The sequence below is a fragment of the Halalkalibacillus sediminis genome, from assembly GCF_002844535.1.
Classification (GTDB): domain Bacteria; phylum Bacillota; class Bacilli; order Bacillales; family Alkalibacillaceae; genus Halalkalibacillus_A; species Halalkalibacillus_A sediminis.
In genome coordinates, this window is the sequence record NZ_PJNH01000004.1 from 240,883 (window position 1) to 263,500 (window position 22,618).

19 protein-coding genes are annotated in these 22,618 nt (G+C 39.4%); 14 read left to right on the top strand and 5 right to left on the bottom strand.

Going from position 1 to position 22,618, the window contains the following annotated elements:
• Positions 1-58: 58 nt before the first annotated feature.
• Together CEY16_RS13805 and CEY16_RS13810 are read left to right on the top strand one after the other, a co-directional pair.
• A complete protein-coding gene (locus CEY16_RS13805; protein ID WP_338015934.1) occupies positions 59-1,207 on the top strand; it encodes a sensor histidine kinase in 1,149 nt (382 codons plus the stop codon).
• Positions 1,204-1,803 (top strand): response regulator transcription factor, encoded by a 600-nt coding sequence (locus CEY16_RS13810; RefSeq protein ID WP_101332632.1) that lies wholly within the window; start codon positions 1,204-1,206, stop codon positions 1,801-1,803. The genes CEY16_RS13805 and CEY16_RS13810 overlap by 4 nt, the downstream gene beginning before the upstream one ends.
• 230 nt (positions 1,804-2,033) lie before the next feature.
• On the opposite strand, the gene CEY16_RS13815 is transcribed toward CEY16_RS13810, so the two are convergent.
• Positions 2,034-2,357, bottom strand: a complete 324-nt coding sequence (locus CEY16_RS13815) for a winged helix-turn-helix transcriptional regulator (RefSeq protein ID WP_202908642.1) — start codon at positions 2,355-2,357, stop codon at positions 2,034-2,036.
• A gap of 113 nt (positions 2,358-2,470) precedes the next feature.
• Between CEY16_RS13815 and CEY16_RS13820 the strand changes: the two genes are divergently transcribed.
• Entirely contained in the window at positions 2,471-3,298 is an 828-nt protein-coding gene (locus CEY16_RS13820; protein ID WP_101332633.1) for an STAS domain-containing protein, read from the top strand.
• Between the two features lie 159 nt (positions 3,299-3,457).
• Positions 3,458-4,309 carry a CAP domain-containing protein gene (locus tag CEY16_RS13825; RefSeq protein WP_238378865.1) on the top strand — a complete coding sequence of 284 codons (852 nt, stop codon included), beginning with the start codon at positions 3,458-3,460 and terminating at the stop codon, positions 4,307-4,309.
• 395 nt (positions 4,310-4,704) lie between these two features.
• Here CEY16_RS13825 and CEY16_RS13830 read toward each other — a convergent pair whose 3' ends face one another.
• A complete protein-coding gene (locus CEY16_RS13830) occupies positions 4,705-5,286 on the bottom strand; it encodes a histidine phosphatase family protein (protein WP_101332634.1) in 582 nt (193 codons plus the stop codon).
• A 242-nt stretch (positions 5,287-5,528) separates the two neighbouring features.
• Between CEY16_RS13830 and CEY16_RS15295 the strand changes: the two genes are divergently transcribed.
• A complete protein-coding gene (locus CEY16_RS15295) occupies positions 5,529-6,074 on the top strand; it encodes a transporter (RefSeq protein ID WP_101332635.1) in 546 nt (181 codons plus the stop codon).
• Between the two features lie 388 nt (positions 6,075-6,462).
• Here CEY16_RS15295 and CEY16_RS13840 read toward each other — a convergent pair whose 3' ends face one another.
• Together CEY16_RS13840 and CEY16_RS13845 are read right to left on the bottom strand one after the other, a co-directional pair.
• Positions 6,463-6,810 carry a YflT domain-containing protein gene (locus CEY16_RS13840; protein ID WP_101332636.1) on the bottom strand — a complete coding sequence of 116 codons (348 nt, stop codon included), beginning with the start codon at positions 6,808-6,810 and terminating at the stop codon, positions 6,463-6,465.
• A 98-nt stretch (positions 6,811-6,908) separates the two neighbouring features.
• A complete protein-coding gene (locus tag CEY16_RS13845) occupies positions 6,909-8,480 on the bottom strand; it encodes an FAD-dependent oxidoreductase (RefSeq protein WP_101332637.1) in 1,572 nt (523 codons plus the stop codon).
• A gap of 247 nt (positions 8,481-8,727) precedes the next feature.
• Here CEY16_RS13845 and CEY16_RS13850 point away from each other — a divergent pair, with 247 nt between their 5' ends.
• Positions 8,728-10,389 (top strand): sensor domain-containing protein, encoded by a 1,662-nt coding sequence (locus tag CEY16_RS13850; protein WP_101332638.1) that lies wholly within the window; start codon positions 8,728-8,730, stop codon positions 10,387-10,389.
• A gap of 716 nt (positions 10,390-11,105) precedes the next feature.
• On the top strand, positions 11,106-11,720 hold the full coding sequence (locus tag CEY16_RS13855) for a YczE/YyaS/YitT family protein (RefSeq protein WP_238378866.1): 615 nt from the start codon (positions 11,106-11,108) through the stop codon (positions 11,718-11,720).
• 37 nt (positions 11,721-11,757) lie between these two features.
• On the opposite strand, the gene CEY16_RS13860 is transcribed toward CEY16_RS13855, so the two are convergent.
• A complete protein-coding gene (locus CEY16_RS13860) occupies positions 11,758-13,296 on the bottom strand; it encodes a potassium/proton antiporter (RefSeq protein WP_101332639.1) in 1,539 nt (512 codons plus the stop codon).
• A gap of 147 nt (positions 13,297-13,443) precedes the next feature.
• On the opposite strand from CEY16_RS13860, the gene CEY16_RS13865 reads away from it, so the two are divergent.
• The 7 genes from CEY16_RS13865 (at position 13,444) to CEY16_RS13895 (ending at position 22,596) form a co-directional block, all read left to right on the top strand.
• Positions 13,444-16,668 carry an AfsR/SARP family transcriptional regulator gene (locus CEY16_RS13865; RefSeq protein WP_101332640.1) on the top strand — a complete coding sequence of 1,075 codons (3,225 nt, stop codon included), beginning with the start codon at positions 13,444-13,446 and terminating at the stop codon, positions 16,666-16,668.
• A gap of 190 nt (positions 16,669-16,858) precedes the next feature.
• The gene (locus CEY16_RS13870; RefSeq protein ID WP_101332641.1) at positions 16,859-18,136 is read left to right on the top strand and encodes a substrate-binding domain-containing protein; all 1,278 of its coding nucleotides are present in this window, start codon (positions 16,859-16,861) and stop codon (positions 18,134-18,136) included.
• Positions 18,137-18,211: 75 nt separating this feature from the next.
• Entirely contained in the window at positions 18,212-18,997 is a 786-nt protein-coding gene (locus CEY16_RS13875) for an ABC transporter ATP-binding protein (RefSeq protein WP_101332642.1), read from the top strand.
• Positions 18,963-19,673, top strand: coding sequence for an ABC transporter ATP-binding protein (locus tag CEY16_RS13880; protein WP_101332643.1), 711 nt, complete (start codon positions 18,963-18,965; stop codon positions 19,671-19,673). The genes CEY16_RS13875 and CEY16_RS13880 overlap by 35 nt, the downstream gene beginning before the upstream one ends.
• A gap of 12 nt (positions 19,674-19,685) precedes the next feature.
• Entirely contained in the window at positions 19,686-20,558 is an 873-nt protein-coding gene (locus tag CEY16_RS13885) for a branched-chain amino acid ABC transporter permease (RefSeq protein WP_101332644.1), read from the top strand.
• On the top strand, positions 20,555-21,574 hold the full coding sequence (locus tag CEY16_RS13890; protein ID WP_420795538.1) for a branched-chain amino acid ABC transporter permease: 1,020 nt from the start codon (positions 20,555-20,557) through the stop codon (positions 21,572-21,574). The genes CEY16_RS13885 and CEY16_RS13890 overlap by 4 nt, the downstream gene beginning before the upstream one ends.
• Before the next feature lie 11 nt (positions 21,575-21,585).
• Positions 21,586-22,596, top strand: a complete 1,011-nt coding sequence (locus tag CEY16_RS13895; protein WP_101332645.1) for a 3-oxoacyl-ACP synthase — start codon at positions 21,586-21,588, stop codon at positions 22,594-22,596.
• Positions 22,597-22,618: the final 22 nt, after the last annotated feature.

Sequence of the window (22,618 nt, forward strand, 5' to 3'; positions counted from 1 at the left end):
GATGGGCAGTTTTTCTTTTTAGAATGTTATAATAAATTTAATATATGGAGTTTAAGAAATGAGAGATACAATGCGTAATTGGTATAATATTTTTCCTAAAAATTTAAGTTTGAGTATATATGTTTGGATTATTTTTAGTTTACTACCTTTTTATTTTATTTTCCGTTCGACTTCCATGTGGGAAATGTTGATTGGAATTGTTCTGATTGTTATGTTTTTCACTTCCTATCGTTTATCTTTCCTTAAGATCGGCGGGGCGCTCTATGTTTGGGTAGGAATTATGATGGCCATCAGCATAGGTTTGACGATCTTTTATGGTTATATTTATTTTTCATTGTTTCTTGCATTCTTTATAGGTAACGTTCAACCTCGTGCTGGTTTTTTTACTTTGTATGTTGTTCATCTAGTGACGACTATTATTGCTGCTTATATCAGCTTTTTTACGCAACAAATGTTGTTTTTTAATCAGCTTCCGTTTTTTGTTATAACAGTACTAGGAGTCATTTTGTTGCCTTTCAATATGTACAATCGTATTAAGCAAGAAAAATTGGAGACTCAATTAGATGATGCCAATAAAAAGATTTCCCAATTAATAGTTTTTGAAGAACGCCAGCGGATTGCCCGAGATTTACATGATACTTTAGGCCAAAAGTTATCACTAATTGGGTTGAAGAGTGATCTTGCGGGTAGGTTAAGCGAGGTTGATGTAGCCGGTACTAAAAATGAACTAGCAGATATCAACCAAACAGCACGAACCGCATTAAAAGAAGTTCGAGATATGGTATCAAATATGCGCGGAGCTAAATTAGAGGATGAATTGAATCGTATTGAACAAATTTTAAAAGCCGCAGAAATCGATTTTCAGTTTATAGGTGATAGTCAACTTAGTCACTCACCGTTATTGGTGGAAGATGTGCTGTGTATGTGTTTGAAGGAATCGATCAATAATGTGGTTCGCCATAGTCAGGCTACCCAATGCTCCATAACTGTCGGGGAAACTACGGACAAGGTGCGAGCCAAAATCAAGGATGATGGTGTAGGTATGAGCAACGACGATGATTCGATTTCTGGTAATGGTCTTCGTGGGATGCGTGAGAGGTTAGAATTCGTGAATGGGAAGATTCAGATGAATGGAACTGATGGAACGTCCATTGAGATTGAAATTCCTAATGTCATTCAACAGCTGAAACAGGAGGAAAGAGTATGATTCGAATAGTATTGGCAGAGGATCAAGGGATGTTGTTAGGGGCTCTTGGTTCGTTACTTAATCTAGAAGAAGATTTAGAGGTTGTCGGTAAGGCTAGAAATGGGCAAGAGGCGGTGGATTTGGTCCATGAGCTTGACCCTGATATCTGTATTATGGATATAGAGATGCCAGTTATGACAGGCCTAGATGCTGCTGAAGAGTTGATTGATGCACGTTGTAAGGTAATCATCTTGACGACATTTGCTCGTTCAGGATATTTCGAGCGCGCGAGAAAAGCACAGGTGAGTGGATATCTGTTGAAGGATGGACCGAGTGAAGATCTTGCGAATTCCATTCGGACGATTATGGATGGAAGAAAAATATATGCTCCAGAACTTGTTGACCTGGCTTTTGAAGAAGAAAATCCGTTGACTGATCGGGAAAAAGAAGTCATTGAATTGATTGCTGATGGTAAGACAACTGATGAAATAGCTCAAGAGCTATATTTGACAAATGGGACAGTGAGAAACTATGTGTCAATTATTCTTGATAAATTAGATGTGAAGAATCGCATTGAAGCTATTTCTAAATTCAAAGAAAGAGGTTGGTTCAAGTGAAATTCTATTAAAAGCCAACCTTGGTCAATAGATTAACTAAAAGAGGGGTAGTACCTATACCTACTCCGAATAAAACCATGCCTGAGGACTTCCCTTTGGTTTCTTTGAATATAATCAATGCTACTAAAAAAGAAAAAACGAATCCAAGTATTAGTGCAGCTACGGGATTCGTCGGTGTAATTAGATTATACCAAGTAATAGATAATAAATCTCCTTTGTTAGGAAGTTTTTTATGAAAGTGTTTTTGATTTATTTGTGTGATTTTCGCCCCATTCAACCATTTGATTGAGTAATGGTTGTAATTCTTCGCCGTACTCTGTGAGAGAATATTCCACTTTTGGTGGAACCTCAGGGTACGCTTCCCGATATATTAATCCATCATTCTCTAATTCTTTTAGTTGTTTAATAAGCGTTTGATGCTTGATTAACGGGATACTTTTCTTGATCTCCCCGAAACGAAGTGTTCCAGCAGAAAGTTTAATTAATATTACAGCTTTCCATTTACCACATACAACGTTCAAGGTGGTTTTCATACATTCTAAGTCTCTATCCATAAACTGCACCCCTTCTTGAAGTATATCTAAATATACTACTTTAAATGATATGAATTTAAATTACAATTAAAAGCATAGAAAGATTATATCACATTTTATTGAGAAGGGGGTAGATGAAAATAAACTTAACTATAGTTGGTAAAACTATCACTAAAAATCGAAGTTCGATCACAGATAAAATTTTATACTCCTTAGATTCTCAACCTAAGAAATTATTTTATGAGGCATCAAATGACCGTAGTTTGATGGAAGGATTGATTCACACAATTGGTGGACGTCTCGAATATGGAGATCGCTATTATTCTTTCTCTCGAATTCAAGATATTGGGCGCGAGGCAGGAAGTGAAAGCTTACATAATGAAGAAATGCTTCATCTGACTTTCACAATCATTACCTATGTAAGTGAGCATATTTGGAATATGCTTGAAACAAGTGAGGTCAAAGAATTACTCACAAAGGAAGACATCATGTATGTTCATAAGGAAATTGAAACAACCATTCTCCAATTAATGATAGGTTATGTAAATAGCTTCATTAAGTTATACAAGAAGGCTTCCGAAGAGGCTGATAATGAAGTAAACGAATTATCCGTTCCAATCATTAAAATCGATGACCATATTGGAGTTTGTCCTGTAATAGGAAAGCTTAGTAGCAATCGAGCAGCAGTATTAATGGATCAAACGTTAAGGAAAGCTGCAATAGAAGAGTATGAGTATTTGATTCTTGATTTGTCTGGCTTAGTAGTCGTGGATAATTTAGTAGCTAAATATCTCTTCGACACTGTTTACTCTATGGAGTTAATTGGAATTAAAGTCATCTTTACGGGTGTACGTGCTCAATTAGCGATGGCTTCAGTAAATTTAGAGTTTGATTTAGCCAAGCAGAAAACATACTCAAATGTGAAACAAGCCTTAAAATCGTTAAATACCACCCAGAAATAGAATCATGGGAATAATTAACATAAAGCTGTATCCCTTGGCAAATAAGGGGTACAGCTTTTTGTATATGTTGGAAGAATTTGGACTAGTATAATCTATTGAACTACTTAATTGTCTTAATGATAATAAGAGTCGGGGTCAAAAAACTTAGGAGGGATCATCTTGAAGAAACTTCGTACAAGTATCATGGCCTTAGTCGCTGTCCTGTTATCTTTAACTCTTATTACAGGTCAAGTACATGCGGGCCAGCAATCTAATGGGGAAGATTACCAACAACGAGTTGTTGTAAAATATAATTTCCAGTGGAGCAATAGTGATTTACAAAACATTCAATTGAAAGGCTTTGAAGATTTAGAGAAAAAGCTACAGCAATTTGACTTTGGACAATTCAACTTGAATGACTTTGATTCAAACTTTAATTGGCAACAACTTGAGGAACGTAAGCAAGAAGAGCCTCAGGTAGACGAACCAGCACCTCAAGAACAAGAGCAGCAAGAACAACCTGCAGATCAAGAGCCTACTGAGGAACAGGCTCCTGAAGAACCTGTAGAACAAGAAGAAGCTAGTCAACCGGAAGAGTCAGCAGCTGAAGAAAACCAACAACAAGTGGAAGAACCTGCTGCTAGTGACGTGCATGCTTATGAACAACAAGTAGCTGAGTTAGTAAACCAAGAGAGACAAAAGCACGGTTTGCAACCTGTAGAGCTTTCAAGTGAATTAAGTAATGTTGCACGTGATAAATCACAAGACATGGCTACAAATAATTACTTTAGCCATCAGTCACCGACTTATGGTTCACCATTTGATATGATGCAAGCTTACGGTATTGATTACCGCACAGCCGGTGAAAATATCGCGAAGGGTCAACGCTCACCAGAGCAGGTCATGAATGGATGGATGAATAGTGAAGGGCACCGTGCAAATATATTAAATGAAAACTTCACACACATTGGTGTAGGGTATGTGGAATCAAATGGTTCAACGTATTGGACACAAATGTTCATTGGAAAATAAAGTAGGATGAAGCTATATATGGAACAACCCCAGCGCCTTTGCTGGGGTTGTTTTAATATTTATACTGTTGGCTCTGTTAAAGTTTGTTGTTGATTCTGACGAATCGCTTAGAGGCGGAAGCTTTCCTGGGGGCCCGGCTTCAACTTCCCAAAACTCCCTTCAGGGAGTTTTGCGTGATTTTCAGCTCGTGCTGGTCCCCTAGGAGTCACCGCCTCACACGAGTCGTCAAAATCAACTAAGATCTTTTCATTGAGCCAGTCCAAGATTCTCAACACTGAACTTTAACAGAGCCAAACTATTTATCTAAAGAAGCACTAATTATAAACAGGGTGGAACTGGTGAGTTTGAACTCTAATAAAAAACTGCGGTCACCATACTTTTCAGTAAGTGAAAGTTTATTGTTGGAAATCAGACAAATGGTCAATCTGATTGTAGTTTTGGATGGTCCATTCTGAGCGGTTATGTTGAATGTTACTTAAGCATGCATTGACTAATCTGGTTTTGCCTGTACCTATTTCCCCTTTAGAAACAATAGAGAGAATCATGTTTATAACTGCGCCGTGAGCAACTAATAATATCTTTTTGCTAGGGTACTTCTCACTCAGTTGATCAATACCTTGCATGATTCTAAACTGAAAATCTTCGGTCGGCTCCTTATTTTCGAATTCACGGTTTGGGTATTTTCCCTTGATATCTTCGAAAAACATCCCTTCTCCTATTCCAAATGATCTTTCTTTCAATTCATCCAACTCTAATAGAGGTAGTTGGAGGTCTTCGTTGATGATTTCAGCTGTTCTTTTTGCACGAGAAAGGGGGCTGGTAACAATTAAGTCCCAATCGGAATCCCTTAGTAATCGACGAACTTCATTAGCCTGTTGGATTCCTGTGTCGTTCAATGGTATATCTGTCGCACCTTGCAACCTTTTTTGCTTATTCCAATCTGTTTCACCATGTCTTATTAAGCAGATTGAAGTCATTTGGACCACCCTTTCCATTATAAGCTGTCTATTTCCCGGGAAATATGTCTTAGATTATAGCAGATTTAACGACCTGCTTCTATTAAATTATAAACGGAAGGCAAGTATTGTAATATTTTCTGTTTATAGAAAGGTTGATGTGAAATCCCCCCTGATTACTTTGGGGTAAATATGAACGCTGAATCGACCTGGGCATATAATGGTTGTGTAAACATCTAATTGAGATGAAGTGAGGGATATTTTTGCATAATGATGACCATTTAAATGACGAGTATATGTATTCCCAGTCATATGATCAGTACTCTCCAGAGCGTCAAAATGGCCAGGGGTTTCCGTTTAATTTATTGGGGAATTTGTTTGGCTACGGGCAAGGCTACGGGCAAAATTACGGGCAAGGTCGTCCACCTTTTGGCTCGCCTTTCGGACCTGGTCAACAAGGGCCTCCATTCGGCCAACCAGGATTTCCACCAGGGCAGGGAGGGCCTCCAGGAAGACCGCCATTTGGACCACCAGGGCAAGGGGGGCCACCTGGTCAAGGAGGTCCTCCGGGAGCACCGCCTTCCTTTACACCGCAACAACCTCAAGTCAGTGTTCAGGCTGTTGATCCAGGAGCGATCCGTCGCTGTATGTTCAGGTATACGTACATCTGGTTGAATAACCGTCGGAGTTTCTGGTTTTATCCTACATTTTTAGGGAGAAACTCGATCGCGGGATATCGCTGGACTGGGTTTAATTGGGTATATTTTGGAATAGATTTGAATAGAATTTCTTCATTCCAGTGTTTTTAGAAATAGACTAAACACCTACCTCAATTGGTAGGTGTTTGTTTTTTCCCAAACCGGGGGAGGTTCAGGGGAAAATTTATTCGAGATCAGTAATTGCCTTGATAATAAATTGTGGTTGATCGTCTATTATTTGATGATCAGATGTTGTAGGAGATTGTTTTGATTTAACCTCATTCCACATAAGTCTTATTCTTAGGATAGCTATAGTTGAAAACTACACCAACGGTTTGAGGTATGAAATGCTATAGGTCTGAAGACGTAAAAAGTCCCACGCCGCTTCTTGATGAGCTTCCGTGGGACTTTGATTTTTAAATTTATGTGTAACTGGGGGAGGTACACAAGTTTTGTATTAGATGGATGAGCGCTTTTGGGTCATCCATTATCTTATTTCTTACGCTAAATAACTTTCTATATTGTCATTGCCTGTAACAATCAATAATACTTTACCTTCGTCCATATCTTCTTCATAGTTTTCAGACTCAGCTTCTGAGAAACCAATCTCTTGAAGCTTAGATCTTAGTTCGTCACCTTTTTTCGCAAACATATTACCTACCGCATTTTTTAAGTCTTGTTCAGAGAATCCGATAGTGTTTGCACCTGCATTATTTGCGATTCTTTTCGTACGATCATCGTCATGTGATAAAACATAAACATCGTCGCGTCTTACACCGTTTTCACTTAATTTTTTAATGTCTTCCACTAACTTTTCGTCGTTTGTGTATTCACGGATAAATGGCATATAATTCACCTCTCCTTTGATTGTGTGATTACATTATGGTGTTTACCCCTTATTACTTTGGCTAAACGTATTGGTGAATTTGACATAGAATTGTAATGTTAATAGCCTGATTCATCCGAAGTTAAGTTGTCCAACGCTTTGTAGTCATGTGTTTTAAGCGGTTTTTCCGCAGGCCCTTCAAATACTTCACCCTTATAAGTGAATCTTGATCCATGACAAGGGCAATCCCACGTTCTTTCCGCTTCATTCCAATTTACTTCGCAACCTGCGTGTGTGCATGTGGTATCTACTATGAAGACTTCTCCATTGGTATCTTTGTACGCGCCTTTTCTTTGACCATCTATTTCTACATGGATTCCTTGATCAGGTTCCAAGCCGGAAATATGATCTCTCGGGTGATCCAATTTACCTTTTATGAACTCAGTAGCCATGGACCCTGCTTCCATAGCAAACTCTCTCACACGCGGATGATCCTTCCACCGAGCTGGAGTAAATAGTCCTTCGTATGGATTTACATCCCCAGTAATCGTATTCTTCATTACTTTTGCAGCCACCAGACTGTTGGTCATTCCCCATTTTCTGAAGCCTGTCGCTACTAAGACATCATTCGTATTAGATGTTAAAGGTCCGATATAAGGGAGCTTATCAACGGTCACTAGGTCTTGGGTAGACCACCTAAAGAGAATTTCTTCGATTCCGAACACTTCTTTCCCGAATTTTTCTAATAGTTTATAGCGTTTCATTGTTTCTGTTTCTTTGCCAGCCTTATGACTCTCGCCGCCGATCAACAAAATGTCTTCTCCGTTATATTTAGTTAACCTGACGGAACGTGTGGCCGAGTCGATACCAAGATGCATGCCATCAATTTTATTTAGTTTGGATTTTGCCGCAATAACATAAGAGCGTTCAGCATGCATTTTTGCCGAATATAAACCTATTCCTTCATAAAAAGGGAAGTGGGAGGCAATAATTACTTTTGCTGCAGTAATCCGTTGCTTGTTTCTAGTATGAACAATGGGGCGAGGGCTATCTGTATCAATCTTAACTGCAGTAGTATCTTCAAAAATTTTAACACCCTGATCGGAGATTTCTCGGATCAGATGGTTCAAATATTTCAAGGGATGGAACTGCGCCTGATTCTCCATAATGAGTGCGTTCTCTACAGATAAATTGAAAGGTAGCTCATTCACTAACTGTCCTTTGATATTCAATTTTTCATAAGCTTGAGATTCTTCTACGATCTTATCTGCATTTTCACCCGTATCCGAAAAAATATAAGCGTCTTTCTTTTCTAAATCGCAATCAATATTCATTTCCTTGATCAAACGTTCATAGGTACTCATCGCATCTGATTGAGCTTCATAATATAATCTAGCTTCTTTCTCACTAAAACTATTTATTAAGTCATTATAGATGAGGCCATGCTGGGCAGTGAGTTTAGCAGTTGTATGACCAGTTGTTCCACTGCAGAGCTTTCCAGAGTCGATCAATGCTATAGATAAATTCTCTTGAGAAAGCAAATAAGCAGTATTGATTCCTGTAATACCACCTCCGACTATTACAACATCAACATTCAAATCTTCTTCTAATGAAGAGAATGTTGGGGTACTTTCTTTTGCTAGCCAAAGGGATTTAGATTCATTGGGTAACAGAGATGATGTATTTTTCATAAAAAATCCTCCTCAAATCAACATTAATTATCATTTTTTACTTATTGAACTCGTTTTATTCGTGTCGAAGATTGTCTAAATATTTTAATGCATTAAAGTTATAGTATAAGGCTGATTATCAGAAAATTTTGTAGTATAATTATATATACTATGTTTATAATTTTTAGTCGTTTAGACCTATATTATTGAAAAGATCGAGCAGGAAGATATATAGAGAAGGAATCTTTTAAAAAAGGAGTCAATTGTTATGTGTGAAAAAGAATTATTGAAAAGTGTATTCATGCATGGAATTGAAGATATGGTTTTTGTAATGAGGGTAGAAGGAAGCGATACATTCGTCTATGACTTCTTGAATAATTCTGCTAAAGAGAAGACCCATTTTACCGACGATGTGATCGGTAAAGATATGAGGGATGTAATCCAAGGCTCATCCTTACCTTTTTTATTAGAAAAATATGCATTTGTCGTTGCAAATAAACATACGGTAACTTTTGAAGATTCCTTTCACTCTCCAAAGTCTAAAGATTATGTAAACGAGACTCGTTTAAACCCATTATTCAATGAAAATGGCGAATGTACTCATGTAGTCGCTGTTACGAGGGATATTACAGAATTAAAAGAGGCGGAGAAGGCAAGGAACGAATCTAAGAGAATATTAGAGCACAGTAAGCAGCGTTATAAATCTCTATTTGAAAATAATACTGATTCCATATTCTCGGTTGATAAGCAAGGAATCCTACAAGAAGTCAACCTTGCTTTTGAAAAGTTATCAGGATATACCAAAGAAGAACTGATTGGCAGGTCGACCTTTGATATTCTTCATGAATCATTGCAGCGTAAATCTTTAAGAAACTTCTTAAGAACACTAAAAGGTGAGCCCCAGTCTTTTGAAGCTTCGATTAGCAATAAAAAAGGTGCTCGCTTCGATCTAATGGTAATAACTACTCCGATTATTATAAAAGGGGAGATTGTCGGTATCTATGTTGTTGTCAAAAATATTAGCGAACAACGTCATGCGCAAAGGATTTTGAAAGAGAGCGAGGAGCGTTTCCGATTAATCGCAGAGAGTTCACATGACTTGATTACTTTATTGGATCATGATGGAAATATCATTTATGCTTCTCCTTCCTATAGACAAGTTGTAGGTTTTTCGCCTGAACAATACATAGGGCACTCACTGTTATACAATGTTCACTCTGAAGATCACAAGAATATTATGGATGGTTTTATCACGTCCATCAATGAAAGTTCATTGATTTCTCTGGAGTATCGAGCAAAGCATTCATCTAAAGGGTGGAATTGGTTTGAAATGAATGGACGCCCGATCTTCGATGAGGAAGGTGGATTTTTGCATATGGTGGTAGTGTCTCGTGACGTTACACATCGTAAGCAATATGAAGATAAGTTGAAGTTATTCGCATATCACGATCCATTGACGGATTTACCTAATCGCAGATTGTTTCAGACACATTTGACAGATGCCATGAATGATTATCATCAGAATGGTCATAAATTCGCTATTTTAATGCTGGACCTTGATAACTTCAAAGCCATCAATGATCATAAAGGGCATGACTTTGGAGATGATGTGATCCGTGAATTTTCTCACCGGATTAAAAAATGTCTCAGAGGAAATGACACTGTAGCAAGATTAGGTGGGGATGAATTTATCGCGATTGTCCATCATATCGAAAGTAAACAGGACGTAATTGAAATAGTGGAGCGAATGCGTGAACAACTCAACCATACTTGGGAAGTTCGTGGAGAAGAGGTTGAACTGACAACCAGCGTAGGAATCACTATGCCAAACACAGAGGACATCACTCCAGAGGCCTTGATGAAGCAAGTAGATGATGCCTTGTACCGGGCAAAAGGTGCTGGGAAGAATACGTATCAAGTGAGTAAATAACAATAGAGGCAAAGAGTTTGTAATAATTGAAATATACAATTAATTTTTCTGTAACTGTACTGTGGGGGAATTTATGATATATTCAAGATGAATCAAATCATTGGTTCACAACAAGCAAAGATTACACTCTTTAACTTAGCCCCCCCTACTATGTTGAAGAGGTCATATGAGTTGTAAACAAATGTAAGATGATTCACCACTCAGAGAGAGTGGTGAATCTTTTTTTTGATCGGCTCTGTTAAAGCTCATTGTTGTTGAAATGGATCAATTAAGATAGTTGCTAGTTGATTCTGACGAATTGCGTGAGGCGGTGACTCCTAGTCGGCTACAAACGGCCACGTCCTGTGGCCAGCGCCGACACTAGACCGTCCAGGTCTTCGGGGGATTTGATTGCACGAGCTGAAAATCACGCAAAACTCGCGTATGGGAGTATTGGGAAGTTGAAGCCGTGCCCCCAGGAAAGCTTCCGCCTCACGCAATTCGTCAGAATCAACAACAAACTTTAACAGCGCCTTTTGATTAGACGTAAACGCTTGTACAATTATGGAGAGCCTTAGATTTTCTTTTAATGTAATGATTGCGCTACTTTCTCACCGAAAATTAAAGAAAATGGCCTTAACACATCACATATTTACATATATTAGTGGTTATTGCGCCACTTCGTCGACTATTTCCTTTATAATATAATTAGCTTTAAGTAGAGAGAAGGATTATCTTTGAAAATATCTATACAGTTATTCATGTTCACCCTAGGTTTATTCATATTCAGTTATGGAATTGCTCTTGCTATTACTGTCCAGCATCTAGGCATCCACCCTTGGGATGTGTTGAGTATAGCATTGTTTGATTTATTTGGATTATCTATTGGTACTTGGGCGGTAATTGTAGGTCTTGTGCTTGTGTGTATATCCTTGATTATTGACCGTAAATACATAAATTATGGAACCTTTTTGAATGCACTACTAGTCGGACCATTTGTTGATATGTACTTATGGATCGGATGGTTTCCCACAAGTAATGAGACCTTTTTTGAGGTTATAATTCTATTAGTCGCGATTGTTACGATGGGATTCGGTGGAGGAATGTACGCCGCTGCTAGAATCGGGGTCGGCCCTCGAGATGGATTCATGCTTTCATTATCTGATCAGTTCGGCATGTCTATAAGTAGAGTAAGGATAGTAGTTGAAACCAGTGTGCTTGTGTTGGCGTTTTTACTTGGTGGCCCGGTCTTCATTTTTACTTTCATTTATACTTTTATTCAAAGTCCGGTCTTCCAATTCTCCTATCATTATCACTCTAAAAGATTGGATCAGTTGCTTGGTCGAATATAGAAAAATGCCATGTGCTCCTCAGCGCATGGCATTTTCATTATCTTTTCTTCTTTTTATCCTCTTTTTTTATCTTTTTACCCATATCCTCATAGCTATCAACGTTGTCCTTTTTAGCGTTCAATAATTTTTTCACTTCATCAGTGTGCTTTCTAGAAACGAGAATATAGATGAAATCTCCAGCTTTGATTTCGGTATCCCCATAAGGTGTGACTAAGTCATTATCACGGACGATTGCACTCACGGACGCTTTGTTAGGGAAATCGATTTCGTATAATTTTTTCCCGACAACTTCATTCTCACGGTTCGTTTGGAACTGGATCATTTCAGCGTTAGCTTTAGCGACTGAAATGAGCTCGATGGAATGGTGTGGTGTATCTGTTACCGGCCCCATTAACCCAAGTTTTGTTGCTACATTGGAAATGGTTGAGCCTTGTACAAGCGCTGAGGTCAATACTACGAAAAATATGATATTGAAAAACATCTCAGCATTATCCAGCCCAGCAACGATAGGGAATGTGGCTAATACGATTGGAACCGCCCCACGTAAACCGGCCCAAGATAGAAAGACCTTTTCTTTCACAGTATATTTCATTCCGAGGGTTGATAAAAACACAGCGACAGGCCGTGCAATGAAGATCAATACGAATGAAATGAACAACCCATTAAGAATTACAGACCACTGAAAGACTTCATCTGGAAAAGCTAGAAGTCCCAAAATTACGAACATGAGAATTTGCGACATCCAAGCAAACCCTTCATTAAATTGAAAGATAGAATAACGGTAAGTGAGTTCAGAATTACCGATTATTAGTGCTGCAACATAAACCGCTAAGAATCCACTTGCATCAATAGAAGCGGCCGCACTATAAGAAAACAACGCAAACGATACTGCAAATATCGGATATAGACCACTCGATTCTAAATTAATTCGATTGATACTAAATGAAGCAACCTTGCCTAAGATTAATCCGATTAAAAGACCAATCCCCATTTGCCAGAAAAAGGATGGTATGAGTATCCATATACTAGCTGAGTCATTTGTGATCAGCTCAATGAAAGTAAGCGTTAAGAAGACTGCCATCGGATCGTTGGTACCTGATTCGGCTTCCAAAGTAGCCCCCATTTTCGCTTTGATGTTTCTTTCTTTCAAAGCAGCGAATACGGCAGCGGCATCGGTCGAACCTACAATTGCACCGAATAGAAAGGCCTCGAGTAGTGTGACATTCAATATAAGGTAAACGGACAAACCGGTTATCAGAGAGGTTAAAAACACCCCGAAGGTTGCTAAAGAGAGAGATGGAAAGGCAACAGGACGCACAGTAGACCATTTCGTCTGCATACCACCTTCAAACAAGATGATGATCAAAGCAACAATCCCTATTAACTGAGCAGTTCCGGCATTGTCAAAATAAATGAATCCGAGGTTTTCACTGCCGATGATCAAACCTACTCCAATAAATAAGACAAGGGAAGGGAGGCCTAAACGACTGGAGAATTTAGCAGCAAGTACGCCACTAATAAGTAGAAATGCGATTAAAAAAATGATTCCGTCGTTCTCGACGACATCGAAAAACATGAGAGGCCCCCTTTTCTAAATTAATACTTACCCATAATTTTATCATAATAATCTTTTATTATGGTTTAATTTGCTAATAGTTAATATTAACTTTCATTTCCATATGATAAAATAATAGTGAAAATATTTTGAAAAAGGAGGGAGATTATGAGTCAGGATGTACCTATTTTAGATTCACAATTCTCCCCGCCGTCAGTGAAAGAGCAGTTTGTCCAGAGGGCACGATTACATAAAAAACTTCAGCAAATTAAATCTTACCCTGTGACACTTATCCATTCTGGTGCAGGTTATGGCAAGAGCACAGGACTGAGTTCTTACTTATCACAAGTGAAAGAGCAAGTTTGTTGGTTCTCTATAACTAAATACGATACAGATCTGGTTCCATTCTTGACGAAGTTGATCTTTTCCGTGAGAAAACATTCTCCTAGTTTCGGCGCTAGGGTATTACAAGAAATCGAAGAGATCGATCATAAAATTCAGGAACACGAGCAATGGTCACTAATGACGTTGATGATTAATGAGCTTTCAGAGTTTGGGGAGCCTGTGATCATTGTATTGGATGACGCACACCATCTTCTAAGCTCTCAAGTTGCTTCAAAGTGGATCCAGTTGTTGATAGAACATTTAGTTGAAAATGTGCACTTGGTACTGTCTTCAAGGAGTCGCCCTCAGTGGAAATCGCTCTCTCGTCTTAAAATAAAAGGTGAGTTGAATGAGGTCACTCAAGAAGATCTTATGTTGAGCCGTGATGAAGTGGCGCACTTGATTCAAGACATCCACGAAATTGATATCGAGGAGTACGCAATCGATGTGATACATGAAACGACTGAAGGATGGGCGATAGCGTGTGGTATGCTCGTTCAACAGATGGCTTCAGGAGAGGATATGAAGCGGCTTTTGCAACAAGATGCCGCATCTCTTGATGATTTGTTCCAATATATGGTGATGGAAGTGTTATCGAAACAACCTTTAATCATCCAAAAGTTCCTGGAACAAACGAGTATTTTAGAAGTTCTTTCAGTAGAGACCTGTGACCGGATTCTCGGTATTCACAGTTCTAAACAAATGCTTGAGGATCTCGCTGGACAGAACTTATTTATTCAAAAAGTTGATGAAAATCATTACCGATACCATGCACTTTTTAAAGTGTTCTTAGAAAACCAATTGTACCGAAATGACCAGATGGAATATCAACGTTTGAATCGTGAAGCGGCATATTATTTTGAAGAACATAGTGATTTTGAAAAAGCGGTGCAACATCATTTAATGATTCTACAAGAAGGCGATGCTGCTAGGTTACTTGCTTTGCATGGAAAAGAAATGCTGAGCCAAGGGAAGTTGGAACGACTTTCTGAACAGCTGGAGCAACTTTCCGATGAATCAAAGAATCGGTATCCTATGCTCTGGTATTATAGTGGAGAAATTTTGCGTTATCGTTCGAAATATGATCAAGCGGAAAGTGCTTATGACCGTTCAATAGATATTTCTAAAAAAGGTGAAGATCACTACGTATTAAGTATGGCCTATGAAGGGAAAGCGAGAATATTTTTAGATACGATTCGCCCCGATCAAGCCGAGAAAATTTTACAGCAGGCAATTGATTACCGCGAAAAGTCCGATGTACCTGATGAAGAGAAAGCACGTCTCTACCATATGCAAGGGGAGAACTTGTTGAATTCCGGTTCAGCTAAACGTGCAGAAGCTTGGTTAAGTCAGGCTAAGAACTTGAATTTACCTATTGATGATACGAATCTAGAAGCTAGGATCTATTTGCGTACTGGACGTTTAGATCAAGCGAAACAATTTCTTTTAGAGAAAAAAGAGAAGTTTCCTTCCTATGAGTTGGACCATCTCCCTCAGTCGCATAGAGAAACCGATATTTTGTTATCAATCATCGCTTCCTTCATGGGGCAGGCTGAGGAAGGGAAGATTTATGCGGAACAAGGGTTACAACAAGGGATTGATCATGAATCACCATTTGTTGAAGCATGCGGGTGGATGAGAATGGGTCATGCAGTTCAATTGATCAGCCGCTACGAAAAAGACTTGGCCCTCAAATGTTATGATCATGCACTTGATATTATGGAAAAGTTGAATGTATCTAGAGGGAAAGCCGAGCCTTACATGGGGTTATGTATGTTATACGGAATGAACGGCGAGTATGAAAAAGCCTTACACGCAGGTCAAAAAGGATTACGTGAAACAGAACAAGTGAAGGATATGTGGCTTTCTGCCGTCATCAGGCTTTGTTTAGCTATTGCCGCATTTAATTGTAAGAGGCACACGATTGCAAACCAGTTTCTCGAAGAAGCACGACAACATTTCAAAAGTTGTGAAGACGATTACGGTCTAATGGCTTCTTCCTTTTGGGCCGCTTGTTTAGGTTTTGAGACGGGTGATGATCGGGTGTTTGCAGAAGAAATTCAAGACTTTTTACTGCGAATGCAAACAGGTTCCTATGAATTTTTTATCAAACAAAGAAGTTATTTTGGTCCGGTTGATATGCAAAATATCGCTCCGTTATTATTCAAAGCACAATCCAATGAAATCCAAGAAAGCTATGTTACTCGGATGATCCAGGAGTTAGGTTTCGGAAATTTGGAACGCCACCCTGGGTATACATTGAGAATCGAGACACTGGGTGAATTTAACGTGTTGATTGGAAATGAAGTCGTAAGCGACTCGGATTGGTCTAGAGCAAAATCAAGAGAATTATTGGAATTATTGGTTACGAAGAGAGATACGGCAATGACAAAAGAAGAGATTTTCGAATGTCTATGGCCAGATCAAAGTGAGGACAAGGCTGCAAAGAACTTCAAAGTGACGTTGAACGGTCTTTTGAAAGTTCTAGAACCAAAACGTAAAGCACGCGAAGATTCATTTTATATCATAAGAAGCGGAAGCACGTACCGATTGAATCCTCAATCGGGTTTCGATTTGGATGTAGAGGATTTCAAAGCGTTCATTCTGGCAGGAATAGATGAGAAGGATGCTGAGAAGTCTCGTGATCTTTTGAAAAAAGGGTTGAATTTATATAAGGGTAACTACTTAACTAATCGGGAATCTTATGAGTGGCTCGTACATGAGCGAGAGCGGCTGCAACTATTATTTTTACGTGGTGCGGAGAAATTGGCACAAACCTCCATACGACTTGAAGACTATCATACCTCTATCCACTGGTGCCAAGAAATATTGACGTATGATCATACTTGGGAAGAGGCCTACCGGTTGATCATGTATTGCTACTACCAACAAAATAATAGGCCGCAAGCTATTAAATGGTATAAAAAATGTAAAGAAATATTGGACAAAGAACTCGGTATCGAACCGATGCAACCAACACGTGAAATGTATGAAATAATTACGAGATAGTAGAGCCTACTCCAGATGGGGTGGGCTTTTTTGTGTGCTGAAACGTGGATTTTTGCAATGGTTCTCTAGGTTTAAACGGCAACTATTTTTGATTATTTGATAAGTCTGTAACTAGCCTGTAACTCATATTATTTATGATAAGAACAAGTTGAACGACATATATGAAATTCATATCCAAGGGGGAAAAAGCATGACGAAGTTGAAATGGTTAGGAATGTTGCTGTTAGCTATTTTATTAGTAGGAGCTCTTGTTGCTTGTAGCGACACGTCAGATGGCGAAGATGCTGAAGAGGTTAGTGCTGAAGGAGAAGAAACTGATAGTGATAGTGGAGAGGATACAGAAGGTGAAGAAGCAAGTGGTGAGCCGATTAAAATTGGTGTACTTGCATCTTTATCCGGGGCACTCGAATCTTATGGTATGCAAACTCAACGTGGTTTCGAGTTAGGTCTTGAATATGCTACTGATGGAACGATGGAAGTGAATGGTCGTCCGATCGAAGTCATGTTCGAAGATACTGAGACTCAACCTGATGTTGCACGTCAGAAGGCTTTACAACTATTAGATGATGAAGGAGTAGACTTTTTAGTAGGTTCTTCAAGTTCTGGGGATACGTTAGCTGTAACTGGTCTAGCAGAAGAATATGAAAAAATCATGGTAGTTGAGCCGGCAGTAGCTGACAGTATCACAGGTAGTGAATTCAATAAATACATTTTCCGTACATCTCGTAACTCTTCACAAGATGCGGTAGCTGGTGCTGCGGCGATTGCTGAAGAAGGAACAAAGATTGCGACATTTGCACCTGACTATGCGTTTGGTCATGACGGAGTTGCTGCCTTTAAGGAAGCTGCAGAGGAATTAGGGGCAGAGATTGTTTTAGAAGAATTTGTTGATCAAAATGCAACTGACTTCACTCCAAACATTCAGAAAGTGATTGAAGCGGAGCCGGATTATTTATTTGTTATCTGGGCTGGAGCAAATAGTCCATGGAACCAAATTAATGATATGGATTTAGCAAGCAGAGGCATTACAGTTTCGACTGGTGCACCTGATATTGCTGCTTTGAAGACGATGAATGCATTAGTTGGTATGGAAGGGTTCACGGTTTATTACCATACACTTCCTGATAATGAAGTGAATGATTGGTTAGTGGAAGAACATAAAGCTCGTTACGACGGTGAAGTACCTGATCTATTCACACCAGGTGGGATGAGTGCTGCCATATCAATTGTTGAGGCACTGAAACAAACTGAAGGCGATACGGATGTTGATCTACTGATCGATACGATGGAAGGGATGAGTTTTGAAGCACCAAAAGGAACCATGACTTTCCGTGAGGAAGACCACCAAGCATTGCAAACGATGTACTCAATTACTCTTGAAGAAGATGATGAGTTAGATTATCCGGTACCTGTATTAGTAGAAGAATTATCCCCTGAAGACACGGCACCACCAATTATGAACGAGTAGATGGAATATAGGGCAAGCTTCGGTGAATTTTCACCGAAGTTTGCTATTTATACATAAAAAAGGGGTGGTGAAAGTATGAAGACAATCTTAGAAACTAAAGATTTAACGATTGCCTTTGGTGGGCATTACGCAGTAAATAATGTGAGTGTTGAAATTCCCAAAAATCAATTTACATCCGTAATAGGGCCAAACGGAGCGGGGAAGACAACTTTCTTTAATTTAATAAGTGGTCAGTTAGCACCGACGAAAGGGAGAGTATATTTTAAAGGTCAAAATATTACAAAGAAATCGTCAACCCAACGAACCAGATTAGGGATCGGTCGTTCTTTTCAAATCACGAATGTTTTTCCGAATGTGACTGTTTTGGAAAATGTACGACTGGCGATTCAATCCAAAGAGAAAGTACGATTTCAAATGTTCCGACACTTCAAGCATTATGAAAAGTTTGAAGCAGACTCTAAGAAGCTTCTCCGCTTAGTATTGCTTGAAGATAAAATGAATACGATTGCTGCAAACCTTTCTCATGGGGAAAAAAGAAAACTCGAAATCGCGATGTTGTTAGCCCTGGATACAGAAGTCCTTTTATTGGATGAACCGACAGCAGGCATGTCTTTGGAAGAGGTTCCTGCTATTTTAGAAGTGATAGAGAAGATCAAGAATCAAGGTAACAGAACGATCGTGTTGATCGAGCATAAGATGGACTTGGTCTTAGAGTTGTCCGATCAATTGATGGTGTTGTATAACGGCGAACTATTAGCAAAAGGTTCTCCAGAAGAGATTATGGCAAACGAAACGGTGCAATCGGCTTATATTGGGGGGAGTACAAATGAGCAAGACGCTGCTGAAGTTGGATCAAGTTAATACGTATATCGATCAATTTCATATATTACAGAACGTGAACTTCGAGGTGAAGACTGGTGAAGTGACCGTGTTATTGGGACGGAACGGTGCAGGTAAGACAACGACCCTTCGAACGATTATGGGGTTAAATAATGCCTCCAGTGGTACGGTGACGTTTAATGGAGAAAATATTACGAAGTTGCCTCCATATAAAATCGCTAAACGCGGAATCGGCTATGTACCTGAAGATCAGGGTATCTTTTACGATTTGAGTGTCGGAGAAAATATGCGAGTTGGTATGAGAACTGAAGACGACGCGACAAAAGAACGTTTGGAGTGGGCGCTGGATCTTTTTCCTGACTTGAAAAAGTTCTGGAAAAAGCCTGGTGGTCAATTGAGTGGTGGGCAAAAGCAGATGCTTTCCATTGCTCGTTCATATATCAATAGCAATGATCTATTATTAATTGATGAACCTAGCAAGGGGCTTGCGCCTGTTATTGTTGAAAAGGTTATTGAATCGATCGATAAAATGAAAGAACAAACGACCGTTCTGTTAGTGGAGCAGAATTTCTATATGGCTAGTAAACTAGGCGATCGTTTCTATATTTTGGACGATGGAGTTTCTGTCCATGAAGGTAGCATGACTGAATTAGAAGAGAATGAAGAGATCAAACGTAAATACTTAGGAATCGCATAGGGGGGAGTAAGGATGGACTTATTTTTGAATCTAGCAATCAATGGTATTTCTACCGGAATGCTTATTTTCCTGATTGCAGCTGGTTTGACACTTATTTTCGGACTCATGGATGTCTTGAACTTCGCTCACGGTGGACTGTTTGCATGGGGTGCGTACAGTGCTGTCTGGTTTTATGCGATATCTGATAGTTTCATCATTAGTATTCTTGGGGCGGTTTTAACCGGACTAGTTCTCGGGTTAATCACAGAATACTTAATTGTGAGGCCAGTATACGGTAATCACATTCAGCAAATCTTAATTACTTTGGGATTCATGCTTGTATTGACTGAGATGTTGAAGGTCGTATTCGGTCCAGACATCAAGGCTGCAACTACACCTGAATATTTGAGTGGTAGCTGGTTTATCGGTGACGTTACCATCATTAAATATAGAGCTTTCATCATTGCTGTAGGATTGCTTGTCTTCCTAGTTATGTGGGCAATCTTGAAGTTTACGAAAGTAGGATTGATTGTACGCGCAGGTGTGATGAATAAGGAAATGATACAAGCTCTTGGTATCAATATCAAACTAGTTTTCGTCGGTGTATTTATGGTAGGGTCAGCGATGGCAGCTTTAGGAGGGGCACTCTTTGCTCCAAGTTCTGGTGTTGTGTACGCAGAAATGGGACTGGAGTTTGGTATTTTCGCTTTCATTGTGGTGATTATCGGAGGAATGGGCAGTTTTCCGGGGTCTTTAATGGCAGCGCTACTTGTAGGACTATCAAATACATTCACTGCTTATTATTTTCCTGCCCTATCGATGGCAGTGACGATGATCTTGATGTTCTTAGTCTTGATGTTCCGTCCTCAAGGCCTGTTCAATGTTAGTGGGGTGGCAAACAAATGATGAAGCATGCTGAAAAGTCAACTTGGATTTATTTGGCTGTGGCTTTCCTACTGATTTTTATACCATTTATGAAAGATGATCGTTGGTTCTTGTTTTTGATGATTCAAATTTTTGTTTTTGGTATTTTTGCCATGAGTTATGATTTGTTGCTCGGCTATACTGGGATTGTTTCCTTCGGTCATGCAATGTTTTTCGGAATAGGTGCATATAGTGTCGCGGTTTTTCTGGATTTAATGGAAGCGTCATTTTTTGGACTATTAGTAGGAATTATAGCCGCAGTATTGATAGGAGGATTCATCGCTTTCTTAGCTGGTATCTTGACGTTGAGGTTGAAAAGTCACTACTATGCCATGCTGACATTAGCTTTAGCAAGCTTGTTCATGGTGGTCGCTGAAAAATGGCGTTCTGTGACAAGGGGTAGCGATGGGTTTACATTCCGAATTCCTGATTTTCCTGGAATTCTCGGTGAGTATCGAAATATCACAATGTATATGATCTGTCTTTTATTTCTTGTACTGTTTTTCTTCGGGTTGAGAAGGTTGACTCAATCTCCTATGGGGAAAGTTCTTGTAGCGATTCGGGAAAATGATCAGCGTGTTGAATCCTTAGGGTTCAAAATCATGCCTTATAAAGTGATCATCAGTGTCGTCTCTGGTGTCGTAGCTAGCTTCGCAGGTGTTTTATACGCAATTAGCATTAGGTTCGTGGATACGAGTGTCTTTGCGATTGACGTGACGTTAGATGCTTTGCTGATGACGATTATTGGTGGAGTCGGTACATTAGTTGGACCAATCATAGGTGCGGGGATTATTGAATTTGCTCACCATTATTTATCTGGATTGTCTGACGTTCACTGGATCTTCGAACGATGGATTATCTTGTTCGGTATCGTCTATATTTTAGCGGTTATCTTTTTCCCGTATGGAATTGTTGGAACGATTCAAAAGCATTGGGTTAAGCGAAAATATAAGAAACGCAATGAAAAAGCGCCTAAAACAGATAAGCTTGCGAGTTAAAGGAGTATGTCATGAGAGATAATGTAGGAATCGTAGCAACAGGTGTCTATATCCCCGAGAAAATGATGTCTTCAAAAGAGCTATCTGAACGCTCAGGGATCCCGCTTGAGGTCGTTGAAAATAAACTAGGGATTAAATCGAAGCCAGTTCCCGGTCCTGATGATCATACTGCTGAAATGGGAATACGAGCTGCTAAGAAGGCTTTTGAAAAGTGTGGTATCGATCCAGGTGAAGTCGACCTGGTGATCTATATAGGAGAAGAACACAAAGAATATCCACTATGGACGGCGGGAATCAAGACACAAGAAGCGTTAGGTTGTTATAATGCCTGGGCTTTTGACGTTGCCCTTCGATGTGGGACGACGATTATGGCAATGAAGGTTGCGAAGGATATGATGATTGCTGATGAACGTATCCGTACGGTGTTATTGGCTGGAGGTTACCGTAATGTCGACTTCATCGATTATCAAAACCCGCGAACACGTTTTATGTACAACTTGGGTGCAGGTGGTGCAGCGATGATTCTTCAGAGAGACTTTGATAAGAACTTGGTGCAGGAGAGTACATTGATTACAGATGGTTCTTTTTCAGAAGATGTAGCGGTTGTCGGAGGAGGAACAAAGCAACCGATGTCGAATGAAGTATTAGAGCAGAATTTATATCAACTGGATGTACTTGACCCTGAAGGCATGAAGAAGCGGCTCGAGCAGAAATCGATGGATAACTTCGTGAAAGTTGTCCGGGACGCAGTTAAAAGAAGTGGTCTTGAAGTGAAGGACGTTGATTACTTAGCGATGCTTCACATGAAACGATCAGCTCATCATTATATTTTAAAAGAATTAGATATGGACGAGGATCAATCCATTTACTTAGAAGATTACGGACACATCGGACAGATGGATCAAATCATTTCACTTGAACTCGCCTTAGAAGAAGGTAAAGTCAAAGATGGAGATGTCGTTGTCTTTGTCAGTGCAGGGATTGGCTATGCCTGGGGTGCATCCGTTATTCGTTGGGGTTAAAAAATTAGAGAGGATGATTATA